Below are 18,621 nucleotides of genomic sequence, written 5' to 3' on the forward strand. Positions count from 1 at the left end.
GCGCTACCTCGCAGTGCGCAGCACGCGCGTGTTGTACTGTTGGATGCTGAAGGAGACTATCAGCGAGATGGCCAGGTACATGGCCGTGGAAACCGTGAAGGCCTCCAGGCCGTGGAAGGTGTGGGCCTCCACCTGGCGGGCCATGTAGGTCAGGTCCATGACGCCGATGGTCATGACCAGCGAGGAGTTCTTGATCAGGTTCAAAAATTGCGAGATGAGCGGCGGCACGATGATCCTGAAGGCCTGGGGCAGGATCACGTGGCCCATGGCCTGCATGAAGGAGAGCCCGCAGGCGCGCGAGGCCTCCAACTGCGTCTTGGGGATGGCGAAGATGCCCGAGCGCAGATCCTCGGCGATGAAGGCCCCGGTGTAGAAGGTCAGGGCGACCACGCCGCAGGCGAACTCGAAGTCCCACTCCTTGAACCACTCGTTCACGAACTCGGGCAGGATCACGTAGGAGCCGAAATACCAGAAGAATATCTGAACCAGTAGCGGCGTGTTCCTGAAGAACTCGATGTACAGCCAGGACAGCCACTCCAGGGGCTTGATCTTGGTCAGGCGCATCACGCAGGCCATGGTGCCCAGGATGAGCGACAAGAAGATCGAGATGCCCGATATCTTGAGCGTGGTGACGAGCCCCTGGACGAACCACTCGCCGTATTCGCCGGTGACCACCAGGGTCCAATCGAACTGATAAGCCAACGTGCCGCTCCAGTTTCTAACCGGGGCAAGGGCCCCGGGCCGGGTGTGGCTCGGGCTCGCCCGGGCCGGAAATGTCCTGCGCCTGAATGCCCGCGCGGGCGTCCGCCTCCGTGGCGGAGGCGCGCGCCGCGCTCGACGGGCCGTTTGCGTCCCGTACAGGAAGTGGGTCTGGGATTACAAGGCCTCGCGGCCCCGCCCCCGGGCCCGGACGCGCGGTCCGGAGCCGGGGGCGGGGCCGGGGGCGCACGCCCCCGGCCGGTTTCCGGGCGGACCGGGCCGCCCGGGCAAATCGCGGCCTACGGCCAGAGTTCCATGGTCCAGGTCAGGGGGATGTAGTTCTTGGTGTCCTTGCCGAACCACTTCTCGTAGATCTTCTTGTACTCGCCGGACTCCCACAGCTCCATCAGGGAGATGTTCACGAAGTCGCGGAACTTGGAGTCGTTCTCGATCACGCCGAAGCCGTAGGGCTCGGGGGAGATGTAGTCGCCCACGATGTCCCAGTTGTCGGGCTTGTCGTCGGAGTACCTGAGTCCCACGAGGATGGCTTCGTCGGTGGTCACGGCCTCGACCTTGCCCTGCTTGAGGGCCAGGAAGGCCTCGGGGTAGGTCTCGAAGGAGACGACGGTGGCGGTGGGTTCGGCCTTCTTGGCGTTCTGCTCGGAGGTGGAGCCCTTCACGGAGCCGATCTTCTTGCCGGCCAGGTCCTTGATGGACTTCACGGCGCCCTTCTTCACCAGCAGGCGCTGCCCGGTCATGAAGTAGGTGATGGAGAAGTCGATCTGGCCCTCGCGGTCTTTCTTGTGGGTCATGGTGGCGGCCACGATGTCCACTTCGCCCTGAGTGAGCATGGGGATGCGGGTGGCGGAGGTCACGGGCTTGACGTCGAACTTCACGCCCAGCTTGTCGGCCAGGGCCTTCATCAGGTCGATCTCGAACCCGACGATCTGGTTGGTCTTTTCGTCAATGAAGCCGAAGGGGACCTGGGAGTCCTTCACGCCGGCGACGAAGACGCCTTTCTTCTTGATGTCCTCGAGCTTCCCGGCGAACGCGGGCGATACGAGCAGGGCCAGGGCAAGGATGGCCGTGAGGGCCGCGGCGAAACGCTTCATCGAAACCTCCTGTCGGGTTTTGGGTTGCCTTTTTTGCCGCCCGGGGACGGTGGTCCTCGTCCGCGCGGGCGTTCGTGCCGGGATGACTCCTTGGCTTTCCGGGAATGGGCGCGGACGCGGGCCCGGCGTTAGAGGATTTCCTTGAGGAACGCGCGGGTGCGTTCGTGCCTGGGATTCCTGAAAAATTCCTGCGGGGGGCCGGATTCGATGATCTCGCCGCCGTCCATGAAGATCACCCGGTCGGCCACCTCGCGCGCGAAGCCCATCTCGTGGGTGACGCAGAGCATGGTCATGCCGTCGCGGGCCAGGTCCTTCATGACGTTCAGGACCTCGTTGATCATCTCCGGGTCGAGCGCCGAGGTGGGCTCGTCGAAGAGCATGACCTTGGGGCGCATGGCCAGGGCGCGGGCGATGGCCACGCGCTGCTGCTGGCCGCCGGAGAGCTCCGCCGGGTACTTGTGGGCCTGGTCGTGGATGCCCACGCGCTCCAGGAGGTCCAGCGCGATGCGCTCGGCCTCGGCCTTGGGGGTCTTGCGCACCTTCACCGGGGCCAGCGTCACGTTCTTCAGCACCGTGAGGTGCGGGTACAGGTTGAACTGCTGGAACACTATGCCGATCTCGGAGCGCAGCTGGTTGACGTCCATGGAGCGGTCGTGGATGTCCTTGCCGTCGAAGAGGATGGTGCCGCGCTGGTATTCCTCCAGGCGGTTCACGCAGCGGATCAGGGTGGACTTGCCCGAGCCGGAAGGCCCGCAGATGACCAGCACCTCGCCCTGCTCGACCGATTCCTCGATGCCCTTGAGTACGTGGAAATCACCGTACCATTTGTGTACGTCCTTGAATTCGATCATGGGCATCGGGCGCTATCCTCCCTGGCAAAATTGGCAAAACAGACAAAGTGGCGAGATTACCTGGATATCCCGCCATGTCAAGAACGCCCGGAACCCAGCGGGGGCGGGCTTCCTCAGTCTTTGAGCTTCATCATCGGCGAGTCGAAGGGGCGGCCCGAGTAGTTGTGGAACACGGAGCCCTCCTTGATGAAATACGTGCTCGGGTCCTCCGACGAGGTCATGCGGTCCCCGTCGATGACGAAGGGGAACCAGCCCCGGACCACCTTCCCGCGCTTGTCGTCCCAGTGGTAGAACACCGCGTAGCGTTCGCCCCTCTTCACCAGCCAGTAGTTGAACACGTGGGGCCGGTTGTACTGCGAAGGCGGGATGCGCCGCCAGTAGCCCATGAGCGCCGGGTCCGGCGGGGTGTTCACAACGCACCAGGCCGTGGGCTCGCTCGCGATGTCTTTGCCCGTGATGGGCAGGGGGGAACAGCCCGCGAAAAGGAGCAGGGCGGCCAGAAGCGTCGGCAGTGCTCGGGTCATGGCGTGTGCCTCCTCACGTTTGCGTTTGGCGGGGTTTCTCCATGGTCAGGCCCAGGGACGCGTCCGGGCAGGCGAGTTTCAGGCGCAGCGGGCCGGGCTTTTCCGGTCCGGCCGGGGCGAAACCCGTCCAGCGCAGGGCGGAGTCGCGCAGGTAGCGGCAGATGACGCCGAGCATCTCTCGCACGGACCGCTCCGCGTCCTCCTCGGGCAGGTCCTCGCCCGAGGCGTTGCGGCCGATCCGCGCGAGCATGTCCGCGCCCAGGTGCAGGGTGAAGCCGAAGAGCGTGCCGCCCTCCAGGGGGATGGACGAGCCGAACGCGTAGGGCAGCGCCGCCAGCTCCTCCTGCCCAAGCGGCCCCATGGCCTTGAGCGGGCAGCGGGCGAAGCGCAGGAAGGACCTCTCCAGGGCGGCGACCAGCCCGGCCGGGGCGTCCCCGCCCCAGGAGGCCAGGAGCGCGTTCACGCTCTCGCGGCGCGAGCGCTCCCGCTCGCAATAGTCGGTCAGGGCGGAGGAGAAGCCTTCCGGGGTCAGGTGCCCGAGCTCCAGCAGGGCCTCGCCCAGGTGCGTGCGGCGCACGCTCTGCCGGAAGACCAGCGCGTCCATGTCCTTGCGCGAGACCAGGCCCCTGGCCACGGCGATGGCCCCGAAGCTCTGGTCCGTGTCGCGCTGGAGCGTGAATATCTCCTCCACCTGCGCGGGCGTGAGCAGCCCGGCCTCCACGGCCAGGTCCCCCAGGCGGCGGTTGGTGTCGGCCTGCCTGGCCGCGGCCTCGTCGATCTGGGCCCTGGTGGCCAGGCCGCGCTCCAGGAGGAAGCTTCCCAGGAACTGGTAGATCATTGCGCGCCGTCCGAAGGCTTGGGTGTTGTCGGGGAGAGTTCGAGGAAGGACTCGGGGATAATGTCGAAGGAGGGCTTGCTCTCCCCGATGTATTCCTTGAACCGGACGGCCTCGGGAAAGCCCGGGCGCAGCTCCAGGGCACGGTTCAAAAAGCGCAGCGCGGCCCGGCTGCGGCCTTTCTCGTAGAGGGCGCGGGCCAGGTTGTAATGCAGGTGCTCGTCGGCGGCGCTCAGGCGCAGGGCCTTGGCGTAGTGGCCCAGGGCCTGGGAGTGCATGCCGTTCTTGCGCAGCTGGATGCCGAACTCGTTGAAGAGGTGCTTGTGCTCCTCGGCGAAGGTGCCCTCCAGCCTGGAGAGCTTGCGGAAGACGATGTCGGCGTTTGGCGCGTCCCCGCGCTCGAGGTAGGTGAGCCCCAGGCCGAAGGAGGCCCGGATGTGGTCCTCGTCCATGCGCAGGGCGCTCTTGTACTCGAATTCGGCCGTGAAGAGCTGGCCCTCCCTGCGGCAGCGGTCCGCGTTGTCCACGGCCTTCTCCAGGGCGCGCATGGCCGGGAGCATCTTCCCGAAGTAGATGTGCGGAGCCGGGGCGAACTTGTTCAGCAACTCTTCCTTGCTGACGAGCCGCCCGCCCTGCTGCGGAATGAACTCGGTGTTCAGCGGGCGGCAGGAGACCATGCCGTCCACGGTCTCCTCGGCGTAGACGTAGACGGCCTGCTTGACTCGCCTCTTGGTCGCGCCGAAGCCCACGGTGGCCACGGCTTCAGTGGCGAAAACGCCCTTGATGGGCTGCGCTGCGGGTACTTCTTTCTCGGGCATGGCTACGGTTTCATGGATAGCCCAGGCCGGGGCGGCTGTCCATTCCGGTTGATCGAATTTGCTGGTGACCGGCCGCATGTCCTCGGCTATAGTCCGCGGCCATGAATCAGGACCTCGGAAAACTGCGCATCGGCCGCCAGGGCCAGGCCCAGGGCAAGGCCAGGCGGCGCGTGCCCGGATGGCTGTGGGTGGCCGCCGTGGCGGCGCTGCTGGCCGCGGGCTGGTGGCTCGCGCCCCGGAAGTACGAAGTGGAGACGGCCCAGGCCGTGATGGTCTACCCCTCGCGTTCGTTCACGCTGGTCAACGCCACGGGCTACGTGGTGGCGGACCGCAAGGCCGCCCTGGCCTCCAAGGTCACGGGCAGGCTCGTGTGGCTGGGCGTGGAGGAGGGCAGCCGCGTGGCCAAGGACCAGGTGCTCGCGCGCCTGGAGAGCGAGGACACCACGGCCGCGCTCAAGCAGGCCCAGGCCGACCTGGAGGCCGCGCGCTTCCGGGTGGACCAGGACAGGGCGGAGCTCGACGACGCCAAGCTGAACCACGACCGCTACCAGGCCCTGGAAAGGGGCAAGGTGGTGGCCCGTTCGGAGTTCGACCAGGCCCTGGCCAGGCTGCGCAAGGCCCAGGCCGCCCACGAGAACGCCCAGCGGCAGCTCGCCTCGCGCCAGGCCGCCCTGGAGCTGGCCCGGGCCAACCTGGAGTACACCGTGATCCGCGCGCCCTTCGAGGCCGTGGTGCTCACCAAGAGCGCGGACGTGGGCGACATCGTCACGCCCATCGGCGCCTCCAGCACGGCCAAGGCCTCGGTGGTGACCATCGCCGACATGGGCTCCCTGCAGATCGAGGCGGACGTGTCCGAGTCGAACATGGCCAAGGTGCGCCAGGGCCAGCCCGTGGAGATCATGCTGGACGCCTTCGGCGAGGAGCGCTTCCCGGGCTACGTGCACATGATCGTGCCCACGGCCGACAAGACCAAGGCCACGGTGATGGTCAAGGTGCGCTTCACCAGCCCGGACCCCCGCGTGCTGCCCCAGATGAGCGCCAAGGTGGCCTTTCTGGAGCGCGCCCCGGCCCCGGACGAGTCCGCGCCCAGGCTGGCCGTGCCCGCCAAGGCCGTGCTCGGTTCCGGGGACGGCGCCCGGGTGTTCGTGGTGGAGGAGGGCGCGGCCCGGCTGGCCAAGGTGAGGACCGGGGCCAGGCTCGGCGACATGGTGGAGGTCCTGGACGGGGTGAAGGCGGGCGAGCGCGTGGCGCTCTCGCCGCCGGAAGGGCTCAAGGACGGCTCCAAGGTGGCGGCGGCGGGAAAATGAGCGCGCGCACCCTGATAGCCATCCGCAACCTCTGCAAGTCCTACGAGCGCGGCGGGCAGGTGATCCCCGTGCTCACGGACATCTCCTTCGACATCGCGGGGGGCGAATTCCTGGCGCTCATGGGCCCCTCGGGCTCGGGCAAGTCCACCCTGCTCAACTGTCTGGCGGGCATCGACCGGGCGGACTCGGGCGAGATCGTGGTGGACGGAAGCGACATCACGCTGCTGGACGAGACCGAGCTGGCCGAGTGGCGAAGCCGCAGCGTGGGCTTCATCTTCCAGTTCTACAACCTGATCCCGGTGCTCACGGCCCTGGAGAACGTGGAGCTGCCGCTCCTGCTCACGGAGCTCTCCAGGCGCGAGCGGCGCGAGCACGCCGTGGAGGCGCTCACGGCCGTGGGCCTGGCCGAGCGCATGGACCACTACCCGGCCCAGCTCTCGGGCGGCCAGCAGCAGCGCGTGGCCATCGCCAGGGCCATCGTCACCGATCCCGAGATCCTGGTGGCGGACGAGCCCACGGGCGACCTGGACCGCGCCAGCGCCGAGGAGATACTGAAGCTCCTCGACCGCCTGAACGCCGAACTGGGCAAGACCGTGATCATGGTCACCCACGACCCGCGCGCGGCCCAGCAGGCGCACGTTCTGCTGCATCTGGACAAGGGGGAGCTTTCGCGTGTTGCTCGTCAAGCTGGCGATTAGGAACGCCTTCCGCCACAAGCTGCGCTCCTTCCTGACGATCCTCGGCGTCATGGTGGCCATCCTGGCCTTCGGACTTTTGCGCACCGTGATCGACGCGTGGTACGTGGGCGTGGAGTCGAGCTCGGCCAACAGGCTGGTCACGCGAAACGCCATCTCGCTCACCTTCTCGCTGCCCCTGGCCTACAAGGAGAAGATCCGCGCCGTTCCGGGCGTCACCACGGTCTGCCCCGGGTCCTGGTTCGGGGGCATCTACATCGACGAGAAGAACTTCTTCTCCAACCTGGCCTACGAGCCAAAGACCCTTCTCGAGCTCTACCCCGAGTTCGTCATCGACGACCCGGACCAGAAGGCCCAGTTCCTGCGCGACCGCAAGGGCTGCCTGGTGGGGGCCAAGCTGGCCCGGCGCTTCGGCTGGAAGGTGGGCGACGACGTGACCCTGCGCGGCACCATCTTCCCCGGGGACTGGACCATGACCATCCGGGCCATCTACCGGGGCGCGCGCTCCACCACGGACGAGAGCCAGTTCTTCTTCCACTGGGACTACCTGGACGAGACCATGCGCGCCACCTCGCCCAACCGCGCCGGACAGGTGGGCTTCTACCTGGTGGGCATCGACGACGCGGGCCGCGCGGCCGAGATCTCCAAGGCCATAGACGCCCAGTTCGCCAACTCCCTGGCCGAAACCCTCACCGAGACCGAGAAGGCCTTCCAGATGGGCTTCGTGTCCATGTCCGAGGCCATCCTGCTGGCGATTCGCATCGTGAGCTTCGTCGTGGTGCTGATCATCCTGGCCGTGGCCGCCAACACCATGGCCATGTCCGCCAGGGAGCGCACGGGCGAGTACGCGGTGCTGAAGACCCTGGGCTTCGGGCCGGGCACCGTGGCCGCGCTCATCGCCGGGGAGGCGCTGGTGATAAGCCTCGCCGGGGCCGGGCTGGGGCTCGCGCTCATTGGCCCCTGCGCCAAGGCCTTCGGGCGCTTCATGGAGGATTTCCTGCCCGTGTTCGCGGTCTCGCGCGAGACCGTGGTCCTGGGGGTGCTGGCCGGGCTGGGCGTGGGCGTGCTCTCCGGGGCCTACCCCGCGTGGTACGCGGCGCGCGTGAGCATCGCCTCGGCGCTTCGGAAGGTGGGGTGAGGCAGTGGCCATCCCCCTGAGCTATTCCTGGCGCAACCTACTCACCAGGCGGGCCACCACGCTCCTTACCGCCGGGGGCATGGCCCTGGTGGTCTTCGTGTTCACGGCCACGCTCATGCTGGCCGAAGGCCTGCGCCAGACCCTGGTGGCCACGGGCAGCCCGGACAACGCAGTGGTGCTGCGCAAGAGCTCCGAGACCGAGGTGCAGTCCGCGCTGGAGCGCTCCGCCGCCAACGTCTGCGCGACCATGCCCGAGGTGGCCACGGACCGCGCGGGCGCGCTGCTCGCGGCCAGGGAGCTCGTGGTGCTCATCGCCCTGCCCAGGCGCAGCGGCAGCGCGGCCAACGTGGTCATCAGGGGAATCGGCCCGGCCTCCCTGGAGCTTCGCCCCCAGGTGAAGCTCATTCAGGGGAGGCTTCCGGAGCCGGGCTCCACGGAGATCATGGTCGGTCAGAGCGTGGCAGCCAAGTTCGCGGGCGTGGGGCTCGGGCAGTCGCTCGTTTTCGGCCAGCGCGAGTGGAGCGTGGTGGGCGTGTTCGACGCGGGCAACACGGGGTTCGCCTCCGAGATCTGGGGAGACGCCGAGCAGCTCATGCAGGCCTTCAGGCGCCAAGCCTACTCCGTGGTGGTGGTCAGGCTCAAGACCGTGGGGGATTTCGATTCGTACAGGGCGGCCGTCGAGGCCGACCCCAGGCTCCAGGCCGAGGTCAAGCGCGAGCGGCAGTACTACGAGGACCAGTCCAAGGCCCTGGCGCGCTTCCTCAGGGTGCTCGGCGTGTCGCTGACAGCCATATTCTCCATCGGGGCCATGCTCGGGGCCATGATCACCATGTACTCGGCCGTGGCCAACCGCGTGGGCGAAATCGGCACGCTTCGGGCCCTGGGCTTCAAGCGCAGGGCCATCCTGGCGGCGTTTCTGGCCGAGGCCCTGTTTCTGGGCCTGCTTGGCGGCGCGGCCGGTATCTTCTTCTCGGCCTTCCTCAGCTTCATGAGCTTCTCCACCACCAACTTCCAGACCTTCGCGGAGCTGGCCTTCCGCTTCACCCTCACGGCGGACATAGCGGCCTGGGCCATGGGCTTCGCCGTGTTCATGGGCGTGGCCGGGGGCTTTCTGCCCGCGCTGCGGGCCTCGCGCCTGGGGATCGTGGAGGCGCTCAGGTCGGGCTAGCGCCGCTATTTCGCGGATGCCGCGCCAGCCTCAGGCTCCGGCTGGAAGAACTCCTCGCGCACGCGCCTGCGTTCGCGGTCGATCTGCTCGTCCGTGGCCCCGAGTCCGCGCATGAGCGCGGCCATCATGGAAAGGGCCACCTCGCCCTCCCCGGCGAACACGTCGTGGGCACCGGCCTTGCGCAGCGCCGCCACCTCCGCCAGGTAGTTGGCCCGCGTCAGCACGCGCAGGTCCGGGCGTAGCCTGAGGGCCGTCGAGACGATCTCCAGGGTGTGCTCCGAGAAGGCGGCGACGATGAGCCCTTCCGCCTTGTCCACCCCCGCGTGCGTGAGCACCTCCTCCTGCGTGGCGTCGCCGTAGACCACGGGGACGCCCTCGTCGCGCAGGCGGTGCACGGTGTCCAGGTTGAGCTCCACCACCACCACGTCGATGCCCATGTCCGCCAGGATGCGCGTGAGCGTGCGCCCAACCGGCCCGTAGCCGACCACCACGATGCGGTGGGCGTCGGCGCCGGGCGGCGGCACGGGCTGGCTGGCCTGGGCCTTGGGCTCGCGGCCCAGGCCCTTGCGCTCGAGCCATGCGGCCAGGGGGTCGATACACCGGTAGAGCAGCGGGTTCAGGGTGATGGAGATCACGGCCACCACCACCAGCATGCCCGTGGCCTCGGCCGGCATGAGCCCGAGCGCCCCGGCCAGGGAGGCCAGCATGAAGGAGAATTCGCCGATCTGGGCCAGGGCCACGGCGATCACCAGGGCCGAGCGCATGGACCGGCCCAGGGCCAGCACCACGGCCAGGGCCGCGATGGGCTTGCCCACGATCACCACGCCCAGCACGGAGAGCAGGAAGGGCCAGTCCGCGAAGGCCTTGGCCGGGTCGAAGAGCATGCCCACCGAGACGAAGAAGAGCACGGCGAAGGCGTCGCGCATGGGCAGGGCGTCCGTGGCCGCTCGCGCGCCGAACTCGGACTGGCCCACCACCATTCCCGCCAGGAACGCGCCCAGGGCCATGGAGGCCCCGAAGAACTCCGCCGAGCCCACTGCGATGCCCAGGGCCAGCGCGAGCACGGCCAGGGTGAAGAGTTCGCGCGAGCCCGTGCGGGCCACGAGCCCCAAAAACCATGGGATCGCCTTGCGGCCCGCTAGGAAGGTGAAGCCCACCAGCGCGCCCAGCTTGACCACGGCCAGGCCCAGGGCCTGGGCCACCCCCCCCCCGCCCGCCGTGGCCTGAGGGCCGAAGAGGGTGGGCAGGAGCACCAGGGCCAGGATGGTGAACAGGTCCTCCACGATAAGCCAGCCCACGGCCACGTGGCCCGTGGGGGTGTGCAGGTCGCGGTTGTCCGCCAGCACGCGCGTGAGCACAACCGTGCTGGCCACGGAGATGGCCGTGCCGAGCACCAGGCCGGAGATCCACGTCCAGCCCGCGAACACGGCGATCACCGCGCCCAGGCCCGTGGCCGCCGCGATCTGCACCAGCGCGCCCGGCAGGGCCACGGCGCGCACGGCCAGCAGGTCCTTCAGGTGAAAGTGCAGGCCCACGCCGAACATCAGCAGGATAACGCCGATCTCGGCGCACTGGGCCGCGATGGCGGCGTCGGCCACGAAGCCCGGCGAGTGCGGGCTCACGGCCACGCCCGCCAGGAGGTAGCCCACGATGGGCGAGAGCTTCAGCTTCTGGGTGACGAGGCCCAGAACCAGTGCGGCGGTCAGTCCGCCCGCGAGGGTCAGGATAAGGGATATGTCGTGGGGCATTGGCGTATGTCGAGGCCCCGAGGGGCCCGCGGATTGGCGGTTGCAACGGCTATCGCGTCGAGACTCGCCCTGAGGCTAGCACGCCCGGGCGCGAAACGGCAAGCCGGGCGCGGGAAATGATCGTTTCCGGGCCCGGACCCGGGGCCGGGTCATGTGCGAACCGTTACCTGGCGGGCCGAAACAGTTGCGCTGTACGCGCGGTCACGGCGCGTGATACCATGTGGCCGTCTACGGAAAGCACCCGAGAACCAATCCAGGAGGACGACGATGCCGGTGATCTACGAGACGGGCGGGGCCGAGTTTCTGGACCGCATCCAGGGCATGTGGGAGCGGCTCAACGCCTACCAGGCCGAGGTCAGCCCCGATTTCCCCGACACCTTCAAGGGCCGGACCATGGACAGCCGCCGCGCGCGCTGGGTGGCCTCGGGCGTCAACGGGCTGCGCATCCGCATGGCCGTGCAGGACGGCAAGGACCTGGGCTACTGCCTGTCCTTCATCGGGGCCAAGATGGACGGGGTGCTGGAGTCGCTCTTCGTGGACGACTCCCTGCGCGGCCAGGGCGTGGGCCTGGCCTTGAGCCGCGACGCCCTGGACTGGTTCAGGGAGCGCGGGGCCAAGAGCGTGGACCTGGAGGTCACCGTTGGCAACGACCACGCCAAGGGGTTCTACGAGAAGCTCGGGTTCAGGCCCTTCAAGCTGACCATGCGCTTGAAGCAGGAGGCTCCGGCGGGGTAGTGTTCGAGGACGGGGCGCTGCCCCACACCCCGCGAGGGCGCTGCCCTCGACCCGTAAGGGCTCTGCCCCGGGTCCCGGCAACGGTTTCGCGAAAGGGTCGCGAAGCCGTCGCGGGTGAGGGGCCGTCAAAAGGGAGGTGCGCCATGCGCCTTGGCATCGCTGCGGACCACGGCGGGTTCGCCTGGAAAGAGCGGCTGGCTGAGGATCTGAAGGCGGAAGGGCACGAGCTCGAGGACTTCGGGGCGTTCGCCCTGGACGAGGGCGACGACTACCCGGACTTCGTGGTCCCCCTGGCCCAGGCAGTGGCCTCGGGCCGGGTGGAGCGCGGCGTGGCCCTGTGCGGCAGCGGGGTCGGCGCGTCCATCGCGGCCAACAAGGTGCCGGGCGTGCGCGCGGCGCTCATCCACGAGGGTTTTTCCGCCGGGCAGGGCGTGGAGGACGACGACATGAACCTGATCTGCCTGGGCGGGCGGGTGCTCGATTATCCCCAGGCGCTTTCGCTGGTCCGGACGTTTCTGGCCGCGCGCTTCAGCGGAGCCGAAAGGCACCGCCGCCGCCTGGGCAAGGTGGCCGCCCTGGAGCGCGGGGCCTGACACGCCCGCCGCAATGGGGCACCGCCGTGGAAAGGCTCCCCGGCGGGGGGAGCTCTGTCGAAGATGTCGTGGAGGTCAGGCCTGGCAGGGCCCGCGACGGGTAAGTTGACGGCGGGTTAGCGGTTGCCCTGGCCCGGCTTCAGCTCAAGGCGCATCTCCGCGATCTCGTCGTCGGTGTTGCGCCACACGTCGAACCCGAGCTTCTCGGCCAGGCCCTGCATGCCCTTGTTGTCCAGGAGCGCCTGGCCCGCGATGGCCCCGGTGCCGCGTTCGCGGCAGTAGCCGATCATCTTCTCCATGAGCAGCCGCCCGAGCCCCGCGCCTTTCTGGTCCGAGCGCACGATGATGGCGAACTCGGCCACGCTGTTGTCGGGCTTGGTGGCCGCGCGCACCACGCCGAGCGTCTCGAAGACGCCCTCATCGTCCGGCGCGGTGGCGATGAAGGCCATCTCGCGCTCGTAGTCGATCTGGGTGAGCCGCGTCATCTCCATGTGCGAGAGCTCGCGCACCACGCCGAAGAAGCGGTAGCGCAGGTCCTCGGGCGAGAGGCGCTTGAAGAACTCGTAGTGCGCGGGCTCGTCCTCGGGCCTGATGGGCCTGATCAGCACGACGCGGCCGTTTTTCAGCACCGCGCGTTCTTCCAGTTCCTTGGGGTAGGGCCTGATGGCCAGCCTGTCGTAGCCGTTGAGCATCACCTCGGCCACGCGGATGCGCGCGCCCAGTACCGCCACCCCCTGACTGTCCGCGAACAGGGGGTTGATGTCGATCTCCTGTATCTGCGGAATGTCCGTGACCAGCTGGGCCACCTGGATGATGGTCAGGCAGATGGCGTCCACGTCAGCCGCGCGCCTGCCGCCGAGCCCGCGCAGGAAGGCCGAGACGCGGGTGCGGTTGATCAGGTCGCGCGCCAGGCTCATGTTCAGAGGGGGCAGGGCGATGGCCTTGTCCTGGGAGAGCTTGGCGGCCAGGCCCCCCTGGCCGAAGCGCAGGTACGGGCCGAACACCGGGTCCACCTGGGCCTGGAGCAGGAGCTCCTGGGCGCCCCGGCGGCCCATCTTCTGCACGATGAAGCCCTTCACGCTCGCGCCCAGTTCAAGCTTCTTCGCCCGCGCCTTGATGGCCTGGGCCGCCTGCCTGAGCTCCTCGCGGTCCTCCACGTCCAGAACCACGCCGCCCACGTCGAAGGGCTGGGGAATCTCCGGGGAGACCACCTTGATGGCCACGGGGTAGCCCAGCTCGTCGGCCGCGTCCAAGGCCTCCTGCGTGGTGGCGGCCAGGCGCGAATGGATGACCGGGATGCCGTAGGCCGCGAGCACCACCTTGGCCTCGGGCTCGTTGAGCTCGGCCCGGCCTTCCTCAAGCACGGCCTGGACCACGCCCATGGCCGCGTCGTTGTCCGGGGTGAAGCCCGCCGGGATGCTCGCGGGCATCTCCATGAGCAGTTCCTGGGTGCGGCGGTGGTTGGCCATGTCCAGGAAGGCGCGCACGGCGGTGTCGGGCGTGTGGTAGGTGGGGATGCCCGCCTGGTTGAAGAGCGCCCTGGCCGGTTCGGCCACGCCGTGGCCCAGCCAGCAGGTGAACACCGGGCGCTGGCTCTTGGAGCAGGCCTTGACCACGGCCTTGGCGGCCTCCTCGCCCTGCACGGCCGCGAAGGGCACGTGCATGGCCAGCACGGCGTTGGGCTCCTTGTCCTTGAGGATGGCCGTGAGCACTTCCTGGTACTGCTCCGGGGTGGCCGTGAGGCCCATGTCCACGATGCCGTCGCGCAGCCAGTTGGGGCCGAGCACGTCGCCCAGGGCCTTGGCCGTCTCGGGCGAGAGCCCGGCCAGCTTGCCGCCGCGCTCCACCAGGGTGTCGGCGCACATCACGCCGATGGAGCCGCCGTTGGTGACCACGCACAGCTTGTCCCCGCGCAACTGCTGGGAGCGGGCCAGGGTCTGGGCCGCGTCGAAGAGCGCGTCGATCTCGAACACGCGCAGCATGCCCGCGCGCCGGAAGGCTTCGTGGTAGACCTCGTCCAGGCCCTGGCCGGGCTTGGCCAGGGATTCGCCCCCGGGGCCGCGCCTGCGCCCGGGCTTGATCACCAGCACGGGCTTGTTGCGCGCGGCGGCCCGGGCCGCGCTCATGAACTTGCGCGCGTCGGACACGCTTTCAAGATACAGGAGGATCGAGCGCGTGTTGGGGTCGGAGGAGAGGTAGTCGAAAAGGTCGTGGTATTTGAGGTCCAGCCGGTCGCCCAGGGAAATCACGTAGGAGAACCCGATGCCGTGGCCCCTGGCCCAATCCAGCACGCCCGTGAAGAGCGACGCGGACTGCGAGACGAACGCGATGCGCCCCTTGGGCGGGTCCGCCGGGACAAGGCTCGCGTTCAGGCCGATGGGCGGGATGATGAGCCCAAGCCCGGACGGCCCGAGGATGCGGATGTCCTCGTCCTCGGCCGCGGCCAGGAGCTTCTCCTGCACCTCCCACTTCTCGGCCGGGGTGAGCCTGGCGTAGCCGGGGCAGAGCGCCACCGCCGCCTTGACGCCGCGCCTGCCCAGCTTGAAGATGTATTCGGGGGCCTCGTGCGGGGGGATGCAAAGGATGGCCAGGTCGGGCGTCAAGGGCAGGGTGTCCACGCCCTTGTAGGCTTGCACGCCCAGGACCTCGTCCTCGGTGGTGGAGAGGGGCATCACGGGGCCCAGGAACTTGCCCGCGAGCAGGTTCTCCATGACCACGCGGCCCACGTGCCCGGGTTCGCTGGTGGCCCCGATCACGGCCACGGAGTTGGGCTTGAACAGCCCGTCGAGGTTGGCGACGCTCATTGTTAGCCGCTTGTTGATATCCGGTGCATGCGCTATCGTTCTTTGCCTTTGGAGGATAGTAGGCCGGGAAGATTCCGGCAAGCCTCATTTTTCATCGCCACAACCCTGAAGGAGAATCATGAACGCCCGCGACCGCGAACGATTCTGGGACGAGCGCGCCAAGGAACTCATCGACTGGAGCGCGCCTTGGGCCAAGGCCAGCCCCGAGGGCTTCGGCGATCCCTCGGGATGGTTCGCTGGCGCGAGCCTGGACGTGTGCGGCAACTGCCTGGACCGCCACGTGGACGCCGGGCGCGGCGACGTGCCCGCCCTGGTCTGGCAGGGCGAGCCCGAGGACGAGGCCGTCGTGCGCACCTACGCCCAGCTCAAGGCCGACGTGCGCCGGGCCAGCGTGGTCCTGGCCGGGCTCGGCGTGAGCAAGGGCGACGTGGTGGGGATTTCGCTTCCGGCGCTGCCCGAGCTCGTGGTCGCCATGCTGGCCCTGGCCAGGCTGGGCGCGGTGCACCTGGTGTTTCCCGCCGGGCTCTCCTCCCAGCTGGTTTCCGAGCGCCTCGAGGCCTGCAAGGCAGTGCTCTTCATCACAGCCGACGGTTTCTACAAGTCCGGCAGGCCCGTGGCCCTGAGCCAGCCTTCGGCGGGACCGCGCCGCCTGGTGGTGCGCCGCACCGGCCAGCCCCTGGAGGCCCCCCGCCCGGACGACCTCTGGTGGCACGACGCCGTGGACTCCCACGCAGCGCCGTTGGCGCTCCCGGCGGCCGTGCACGGCGCGTCCGACCCGCTCTTCATCCTCTACACCTCGGGCTCCTCGGGCCGCCCCAAGGGCGTGGTCCACGCGGCCGGCGGCTTTCTGGCCGCCTGCGCCCACTCGGCGCGCCACGCCTTCGGCACGGGCCCTGGCGCCACCGTCTGGTGCCAGGCCGAGCCGGGCTGGATCATGGGCCACGCCTACGCCGTGTACGCCCCGCTCTGCCTGGGCGCGACCACGCTCCTCTACGAGGGCTCGCCCGGCTACCCGCAGCCGGACCGCATCTGGCGCATCGCCCAGAAGCACCAGGTAGCCACGCTCGTCACCACGCCCGCGCTCACGGGCCAGCTCATGCGCGAGGGCGAGGCCTGGCCCGCCGCGCGCGACCTGCCCGCGCTCAGGCTCCTGGTCAGCGTGGGCGAGAAGCTCACCCCCGAGAACCGCCAGTGGCTGGCGCGCGCCGTGGGCAAGGGCCGCGCCCCGGTGGTGGACGCCTGGGGCCAGACCGAAACCGGCGGCGTGCTCATGATCTCCGGCACCCAGGGCGGGCTCGCGCCCCTGCCCGGGGTGGAGGCGGCCACGGGCGTGGACGGCAGGCTCAGGCTCACCGAGCCCTGGCCCGGCATGGCCACGGCCCTGGTGGAGGGGGCGCTGGAATTCGACGGGGCCTACGACACCGGGGACCTCGCGAGCACCACGGCGGACGGCAAGTTCGTGATCCAGGGCCGCTCGGAGCTGGCCTCCTGCGACCTGCCCCTGGCCGCCGTGGAGGCCGCCGTGGCCGCCCACCCGGACGTGGCCGAGGCCGCGGCCGTGGCCTCGGGCGAGGCCGTGGTGGTCTACGCCACGCTGCGCGCCGAGGCCGCCGAGCCCTACGGCCTGGAGGAAGCCCTGGCCGAAGCCGTGAAACGCTCCGTGGAGGGGCCGGGGTTCGAGCTCTCCGTACGGGTCGTGGAGGAGCTCCCCAAGACCCGCTCCGGCAAGATCGCCCGGCACGCCCTGCGCGGGGCCGCCGAAGGCCGCGAGTGCGACGTTTCGGGGCTGGCAGACCCCTCGGTGATGGCCTCGCTCATGGAAGGCAAGGACTCGCTGTTCTGATTTAATCTCGATGTAACTTGACTTCGCCGGCGCAGGGCATAGATACATCGCCGTCCGCAACATGCGGCGGAGGCGGGGCGTTGCTGCTTCTCACCTTGTTCACGTTGCTTCTGGTGCTCCTGACCCCGGGCGAGGCCCTCGCGTGGGGGCCGGGCGCGCACACCGCCGCCGCGCGCTTCGTGCTGGCCAACCTGGACCTCGTGCCCCAGGCCGTGGCCGCGCTCCTGACCCAGTTCCCCAACACGTACCTCTACGGCTGCCTCTCGGCCGACTTTTTCGTGGGCAAGGGCAGCAAGGTCCGCCCGGGCCACAGCCACAACTGGGACTCGGCCGCCAAGCTGGCCGTGGCCGCGGACTGCCCGCAGCTCAAGGTCCACGCCCTGGGCTACATGTCGCACCTGGCTGCGGACGTGGTGGCGCACAACGTCTACGTGCCCTGGGTCATGGCCCGCACGGCCCTGCCCGCCAAGCTGGCCCACGCCTACGTGGAGGCCCAGGCGGACTCGCGCCTCACGGGCGGCCATGGCCTCGAGGGGCGCATCTCCAGGGGCTCGCAGCGCCTGGTGGACAAGGGCATCGTCTCGGCCCTGCACAAGAACCGCATGGGCTTTCTCTTCCGCAAGCGCATGTTCAAGGGCAGCGTGACCCTGGCCGGCCTGCGCGGCTGGAACCGTTCGCTGCGCTTCGCCCAGAGGCTCATGCCCCTGCCCGACGGCAACGGCAGGCTGGACTCCATGTTCGAGCTGTCGCTGCGCGCGGTGCTGGACGTGCTGCGCGCCCCCGAAGCGTCGGTGCTTCTGGATTTCGACCCCATCGGCAGCGCCAACCTGGCCAAGGCCGGGGACAGGCACGGGGTGCGCCTGGACGAGAGGCTGAAGGGCCTGCCCGGGCTGGCGTCCCCGTCGCTTCAGGACGTGGCCTAGGGCCGGGACGGATTTCGCCTCCTCCGGGAGGCTCATGGAAAGAGGAAGGCCTTCGCGCGGTCGAAACGCGCGAAGGCCTTTTGCATTTGAGAAGGGAAGCGGCCTATTCGGCAGGCTGGCAGATTGCCACGCGTTCCCGGGCCATCCAGGCCATGGCGCCGGTGCTGGCCTTCTCGGAGTACTCCATCATGATGGTGGAGTCGCCCGCGTCGAAGCGCCAGGAACGGTCGCCCTGCACGTTGGGCGGGCTCTCCAGGGGCGTGCCGTGCTCCTCGCGCAGCTTGGCCAGCAGGGTCAGGTGGTTGATGGCCCCGTCGTAGCGCGTGAGTACCCCGGCCAGCTTGTCCCGGCAGAACACGTAGGCGATCTCGCGCATGTGCACGCCGTCCACCATCATGTCGTCCCCGGGCACGGTGTAATACTTGAGCCCGCCGGACTCCTCGCGCAGGTCCGGGTCCTGGAGCGCCGAGAGGGGCGCGCCCCAGGCCAGGGAGCGGAAGCCCGGGCCCGAGGGCAGGGCAGCCTTGCGGGAGGATTTCTTGCCGGAGGATTTCTTCTCCTGGCCCGCGGCCTTGTCCTTTCCCTTTGATTTCTTCGAGGGGGCGTCCTTCTTTGAGGAATCCTTCTTGGACTTGGACGATTTGGCCTTGGGCTGGGTGTCCTGACCCGGGGCGGTTTCGGCCATGGCCACGGCGGCGTTGCCCGCCAGGCCCAGGCACAGGGCCAGACAGAGGATGCGGATGAGCGTTGTCATGGGTGTGCGATAAAGAAAGCCCGGACGCGCGGCAAGCGCTCCGGGCATGAAATTCTCGTCATGCTGGCGGACGG

17 protein-coding genes are annotated in these 18,621 nt (G+C 68.9%); 8 read left to right on the forward strand and 9 right to left on the reverse strand.

Annotated elements, in window-relative coordinates; genetic code table 11:
• Positions 1-3: 3 nt before the first annotated feature.
• The 6 genes from ACZ5V4_RS10585 to ACZ5V4_RS10610 all read right to left on the reverse strand — a co-directional run bounded on the left by ACZ5V4_RS10585 (position 4) and on the right by ACZ5V4_RS10610 (position 4,839).
• The gene (locus ACZ5V4_RS10585; RefSeq protein WP_464314823.1) at positions 4-702 is read right to left on the reverse strand and encodes an amino acid ABC transporter permease; all 699 of its coding nucleotides are present in this window, start codon (positions 700-702) and stop codon (positions 4-6) included.
• Between the two features lie 296 nt (positions 703-998).
• Positions 999-1,811, reverse strand: coding sequence for an ABC transporter substrate-binding protein (locus ACZ5V4_RS10590; RefSeq protein WP_464314824.1), 813 nt, complete (start codon positions 1,809-1,811; stop codon positions 999-1,001).
• Between the two features lie 128 nt (positions 1,812-1,939).
• Positions 1,940-2,668 carry an amino acid ABC transporter ATP-binding protein gene (locus tag ACZ5V4_RS10595; RefSeq protein ID WP_464314825.1) on the reverse strand — a complete coding sequence of 243 codons (729 nt, stop codon included), beginning with the start codon at positions 2,666-2,668 and terminating at the stop codon, positions 1,940-1,942.
• Between the two features lie 107 nt (positions 2,669-2,775).
• Positions 2,776-3,186: a hypothetical protein gene (locus tag ACZ5V4_RS10600; protein WP_464314826.1), complete on the reverse strand. Its 411-nt coding sequence runs from the start codon at positions 3,184-3,186 to the stop codon at positions 2,776-2,778.
• A gap of 13 nt (positions 3,187-3,199) precedes the next feature.
• Complete coding sequence (locus tag ACZ5V4_RS10605) at positions 3,200-4,024, reverse strand: hypothetical protein (RefSeq protein ID WP_464314827.1); 825 nt, start codon at positions 4,022-4,024, stop codon at positions 3,200-3,202.
• Entirely contained in the window at positions 4,021-4,839 is an 819-nt protein-coding gene (locus tag ACZ5V4_RS10610; protein ID WP_464314828.1) for a tetratricopeptide repeat protein, read from the reverse strand. Before ACZ5V4_RS10610 ends, ACZ5V4_RS10605 begins: the two co-directional genes overlap by 4 nt.
• A 101-nt stretch (positions 4,840-4,940) precedes the next feature.
• Here ACZ5V4_RS10610 and ACZ5V4_RS10615 point away from each other — a divergent pair, with 101 nt between their 5' ends.
• The 4 genes from ACZ5V4_RS10615 to ACZ5V4_RS10630 are packed head-to-tail and all read left to right on the forward strand — an operon-like array spanning position 4,941 to position 9,147.
• Complete coding sequence (locus ACZ5V4_RS10615; RefSeq protein WP_464314829.1) at positions 4,941-6,146, forward strand: efflux RND transporter periplasmic adaptor subunit; 1,206 nt, start codon at positions 4,941-4,943, stop codon at positions 6,144-6,146.
• A complete protein-coding gene (locus tag ACZ5V4_RS10620; protein WP_464314830.1) occupies positions 6,143-6,844 on the forward strand; it encodes an ABC transporter ATP-binding protein in 702 nt (233 codons plus the stop codon). The genes ACZ5V4_RS10615 and ACZ5V4_RS10620 overlap by 4 nt, the downstream gene beginning before the upstream one ends.
• Positions 6,819-7,979: an ABC transporter permease gene (locus ACZ5V4_RS10625; protein ID WP_464314831.1), complete on the forward strand. Its 1,161-nt coding sequence runs from the start codon at positions 6,819-6,821 to the stop codon at positions 7,977-7,979. The genes ACZ5V4_RS10620 and ACZ5V4_RS10625 overlap by 26 nt, the downstream gene beginning before the upstream one ends.
• A 4-nt stretch (positions 7,980-7,983) precedes the next feature.
• Entirely contained in the window at positions 7,984-9,147 is a 1,164-nt protein-coding gene (locus ACZ5V4_RS10630) for an ABC transporter permease (RefSeq protein ID WP_464314832.1), read from the forward strand.
• Between the two features lie 5 nt (positions 9,148-9,152).
• On the opposite strand, the gene ACZ5V4_RS10635 is transcribed toward ACZ5V4_RS10630, so the two are convergent.
• Positions 9,153-10,895, reverse strand: a complete 1,743-nt coding sequence (locus ACZ5V4_RS10635; RefSeq protein ID WP_464314833.1) for a cation:proton antiporter — start codon at positions 10,893-10,895, stop codon at positions 9,153-9,155.
• A gap of 267 nt (positions 10,896-11,162) precedes the next feature.
• Here ACZ5V4_RS10635 and ACZ5V4_RS10640 point away from each other — a divergent pair, with 267 nt between their 5' ends.
• Together ACZ5V4_RS10640 and ACZ5V4_RS10645 are read left to right on the forward strand one after the other, a co-directional pair.
• Complete coding sequence (locus tag ACZ5V4_RS10640) at positions 11,163-11,630, forward strand: N-acetyltransferase family protein (RefSeq protein ID WP_464314834.1); 468 nt, start codon at positions 11,163-11,165, stop codon at positions 11,628-11,630.
• A gap of 143 nt (positions 11,631-11,773) precedes the next feature.
• Positions 11,774-12,223: an RpiB/LacA/LacB family sugar-phosphate isomerase gene (locus tag ACZ5V4_RS10645; protein ID WP_464314835.1), complete on the forward strand. Its 450-nt coding sequence runs from the start codon at positions 11,774-11,776 to the stop codon at positions 12,221-12,223.
• A gap of 116 nt (positions 12,224-12,339) precedes the next feature.
• On the opposite strand, the gene ACZ5V4_RS10650 is transcribed toward ACZ5V4_RS10645, so the two are convergent.
• Positions 12,340-15,027 carry a bifunctional acetate--CoA ligase family protein/GNAT family N-acetyltransferase gene (locus ACZ5V4_RS10650; protein WP_464314836.1) on the reverse strand — a complete coding sequence of 896 codons (2,688 nt, stop codon included), beginning with the start codon at positions 15,025-15,027 and terminating at the stop codon, positions 12,340-12,342.
• A gap of 118 nt (positions 15,028-15,145) precedes the next feature.
• On the opposite strand from ACZ5V4_RS10650, the gene ACZ5V4_RS10655 reads away from it, so the two are divergent.
• Positions 15,146-16,870, forward strand: a complete 1,725-nt coding sequence (locus tag ACZ5V4_RS10655) for an AMP-binding protein (RefSeq protein ID WP_464314837.1) — start codon at positions 15,146-15,148, stop codon at positions 16,868-16,870.
• An 80-nt stretch (positions 16,871-16,950) separates the two neighbouring features.
• Positions 16,951-17,793: a zinc dependent phospholipase C family protein gene (locus ACZ5V4_RS10660; RefSeq protein WP_464314838.1), complete on the forward strand. Its 843-nt coding sequence runs from the start codon at positions 16,951-16,953 to the stop codon at positions 17,791-17,793.
• A 103-nt stretch (positions 17,794-17,896) separates the two neighbouring features.
• Here ACZ5V4_RS10660 and ACZ5V4_RS10665 read toward each other — a convergent pair whose 3' ends face one another.
• Positions 17,897-18,547: a hypothetical protein gene (locus ACZ5V4_RS10665; RefSeq protein WP_464314839.1), complete on the reverse strand. Its 651-nt coding sequence runs from the start codon at positions 18,545-18,547 to the stop codon at positions 17,897-17,899.
• Between the last annotated feature and the right edge of the window lie 74 nt (positions 18,548-18,621).

The organism is Fundidesulfovibrio sp. YSD1, assembly GCF_055397115.1.

Bases quoted from the DNA above. Each gene is read 5' to 3' on its own strand.
- ACZ5V4_RS10590 (WP_464314824.1), bottom strand. From the start codon at position 1,811: ATGAAGCGTTTCGCCGCGGCCCTCACGGCCATCCTTGCCCTGGCCCTG.
- ACZ5V4_RS10595 (WP_464314825.1), bottom strand. From the start codon at position 2,668: ATGCCCATGATCGAATTCAAGGACGTACACAAATGGTACGGTGATTTC.
- ACZ5V4_RS10600 (WP_464314826.1), bottom strand. From the start codon at position 3,186: ATGACCCGAGCACTGCCGACGCTTCTGGCCGCCCTGCTCCTTTTCGCG.
- ACZ5V4_RS10605 (WP_464314827.1), bottom strand. From the start codon at position 4,024: ATGATCTACCAGTTCCTGGGAAGCTTCCTCCTGGAGCGCGGCCTGGCC.
- ACZ5V4_RS10610 (WP_464314828.1), bottom strand. From the start codon at position 4,839: ATGCCCGAGAAAGAAGTACCCGCAGCGCAGCCCATCAAGGGCGTTTTC.
- ACZ5V4_RS10615 (WP_464314829.1), top strand. From the start codon at position 4,941: ATGAATCAGGACCTCGGAAAACTGCGCATCGGCCGCCAGGGCCAGGCC.
- ACZ5V4_RS10620 (WP_464314830.1), top strand. From the start codon at position 6,143: ATGAGCGCGCGCACCCTGATAGCCATCCGCAACCTCTGCAAGTCCTAC.
- ACZ5V4_RS10635 (WP_464314833.1), bottom strand. From the start codon at position 10,895: ATGCCCCACGACATATCCCTTATCCTGACCCTCGCGGGCGGACTGACC.
- ACZ5V4_RS10640 (WP_464314834.1), top strand. From the start codon at position 11,163: ATGCCGGTGATCTACGAGACGGGCGGGGCCGAGTTTCTGGACCGCATC.
- ACZ5V4_RS10645 (WP_464314835.1), top strand. From the start codon at position 11,774: ATGCGCCTTGGCATCGCTGCGGACCACGGCGGGTTCGCCTGGAAAGAG.
- ACZ5V4_RS10650 (WP_464314836.1), bottom strand. From the start codon at position 15,027: ATGAGCGTCGCCAACCTCGACGGGCTGTTCAAGCCCAACTCCGTGGCC.
- ACZ5V4_RS10655 (WP_464314837.1), top strand. From the start codon at position 15,146: ATGAACGCCCGCGACCGCGAACGATTCTGGGACGAGCGCGCCAAGGAA.
- ACZ5V4_RS10665 (WP_464314839.1), bottom strand. From the start codon at position 18,547: ATGACAACGCTCATCCGCATCCTCTGTCTGGCCCTGTGCCTGGGCCTG.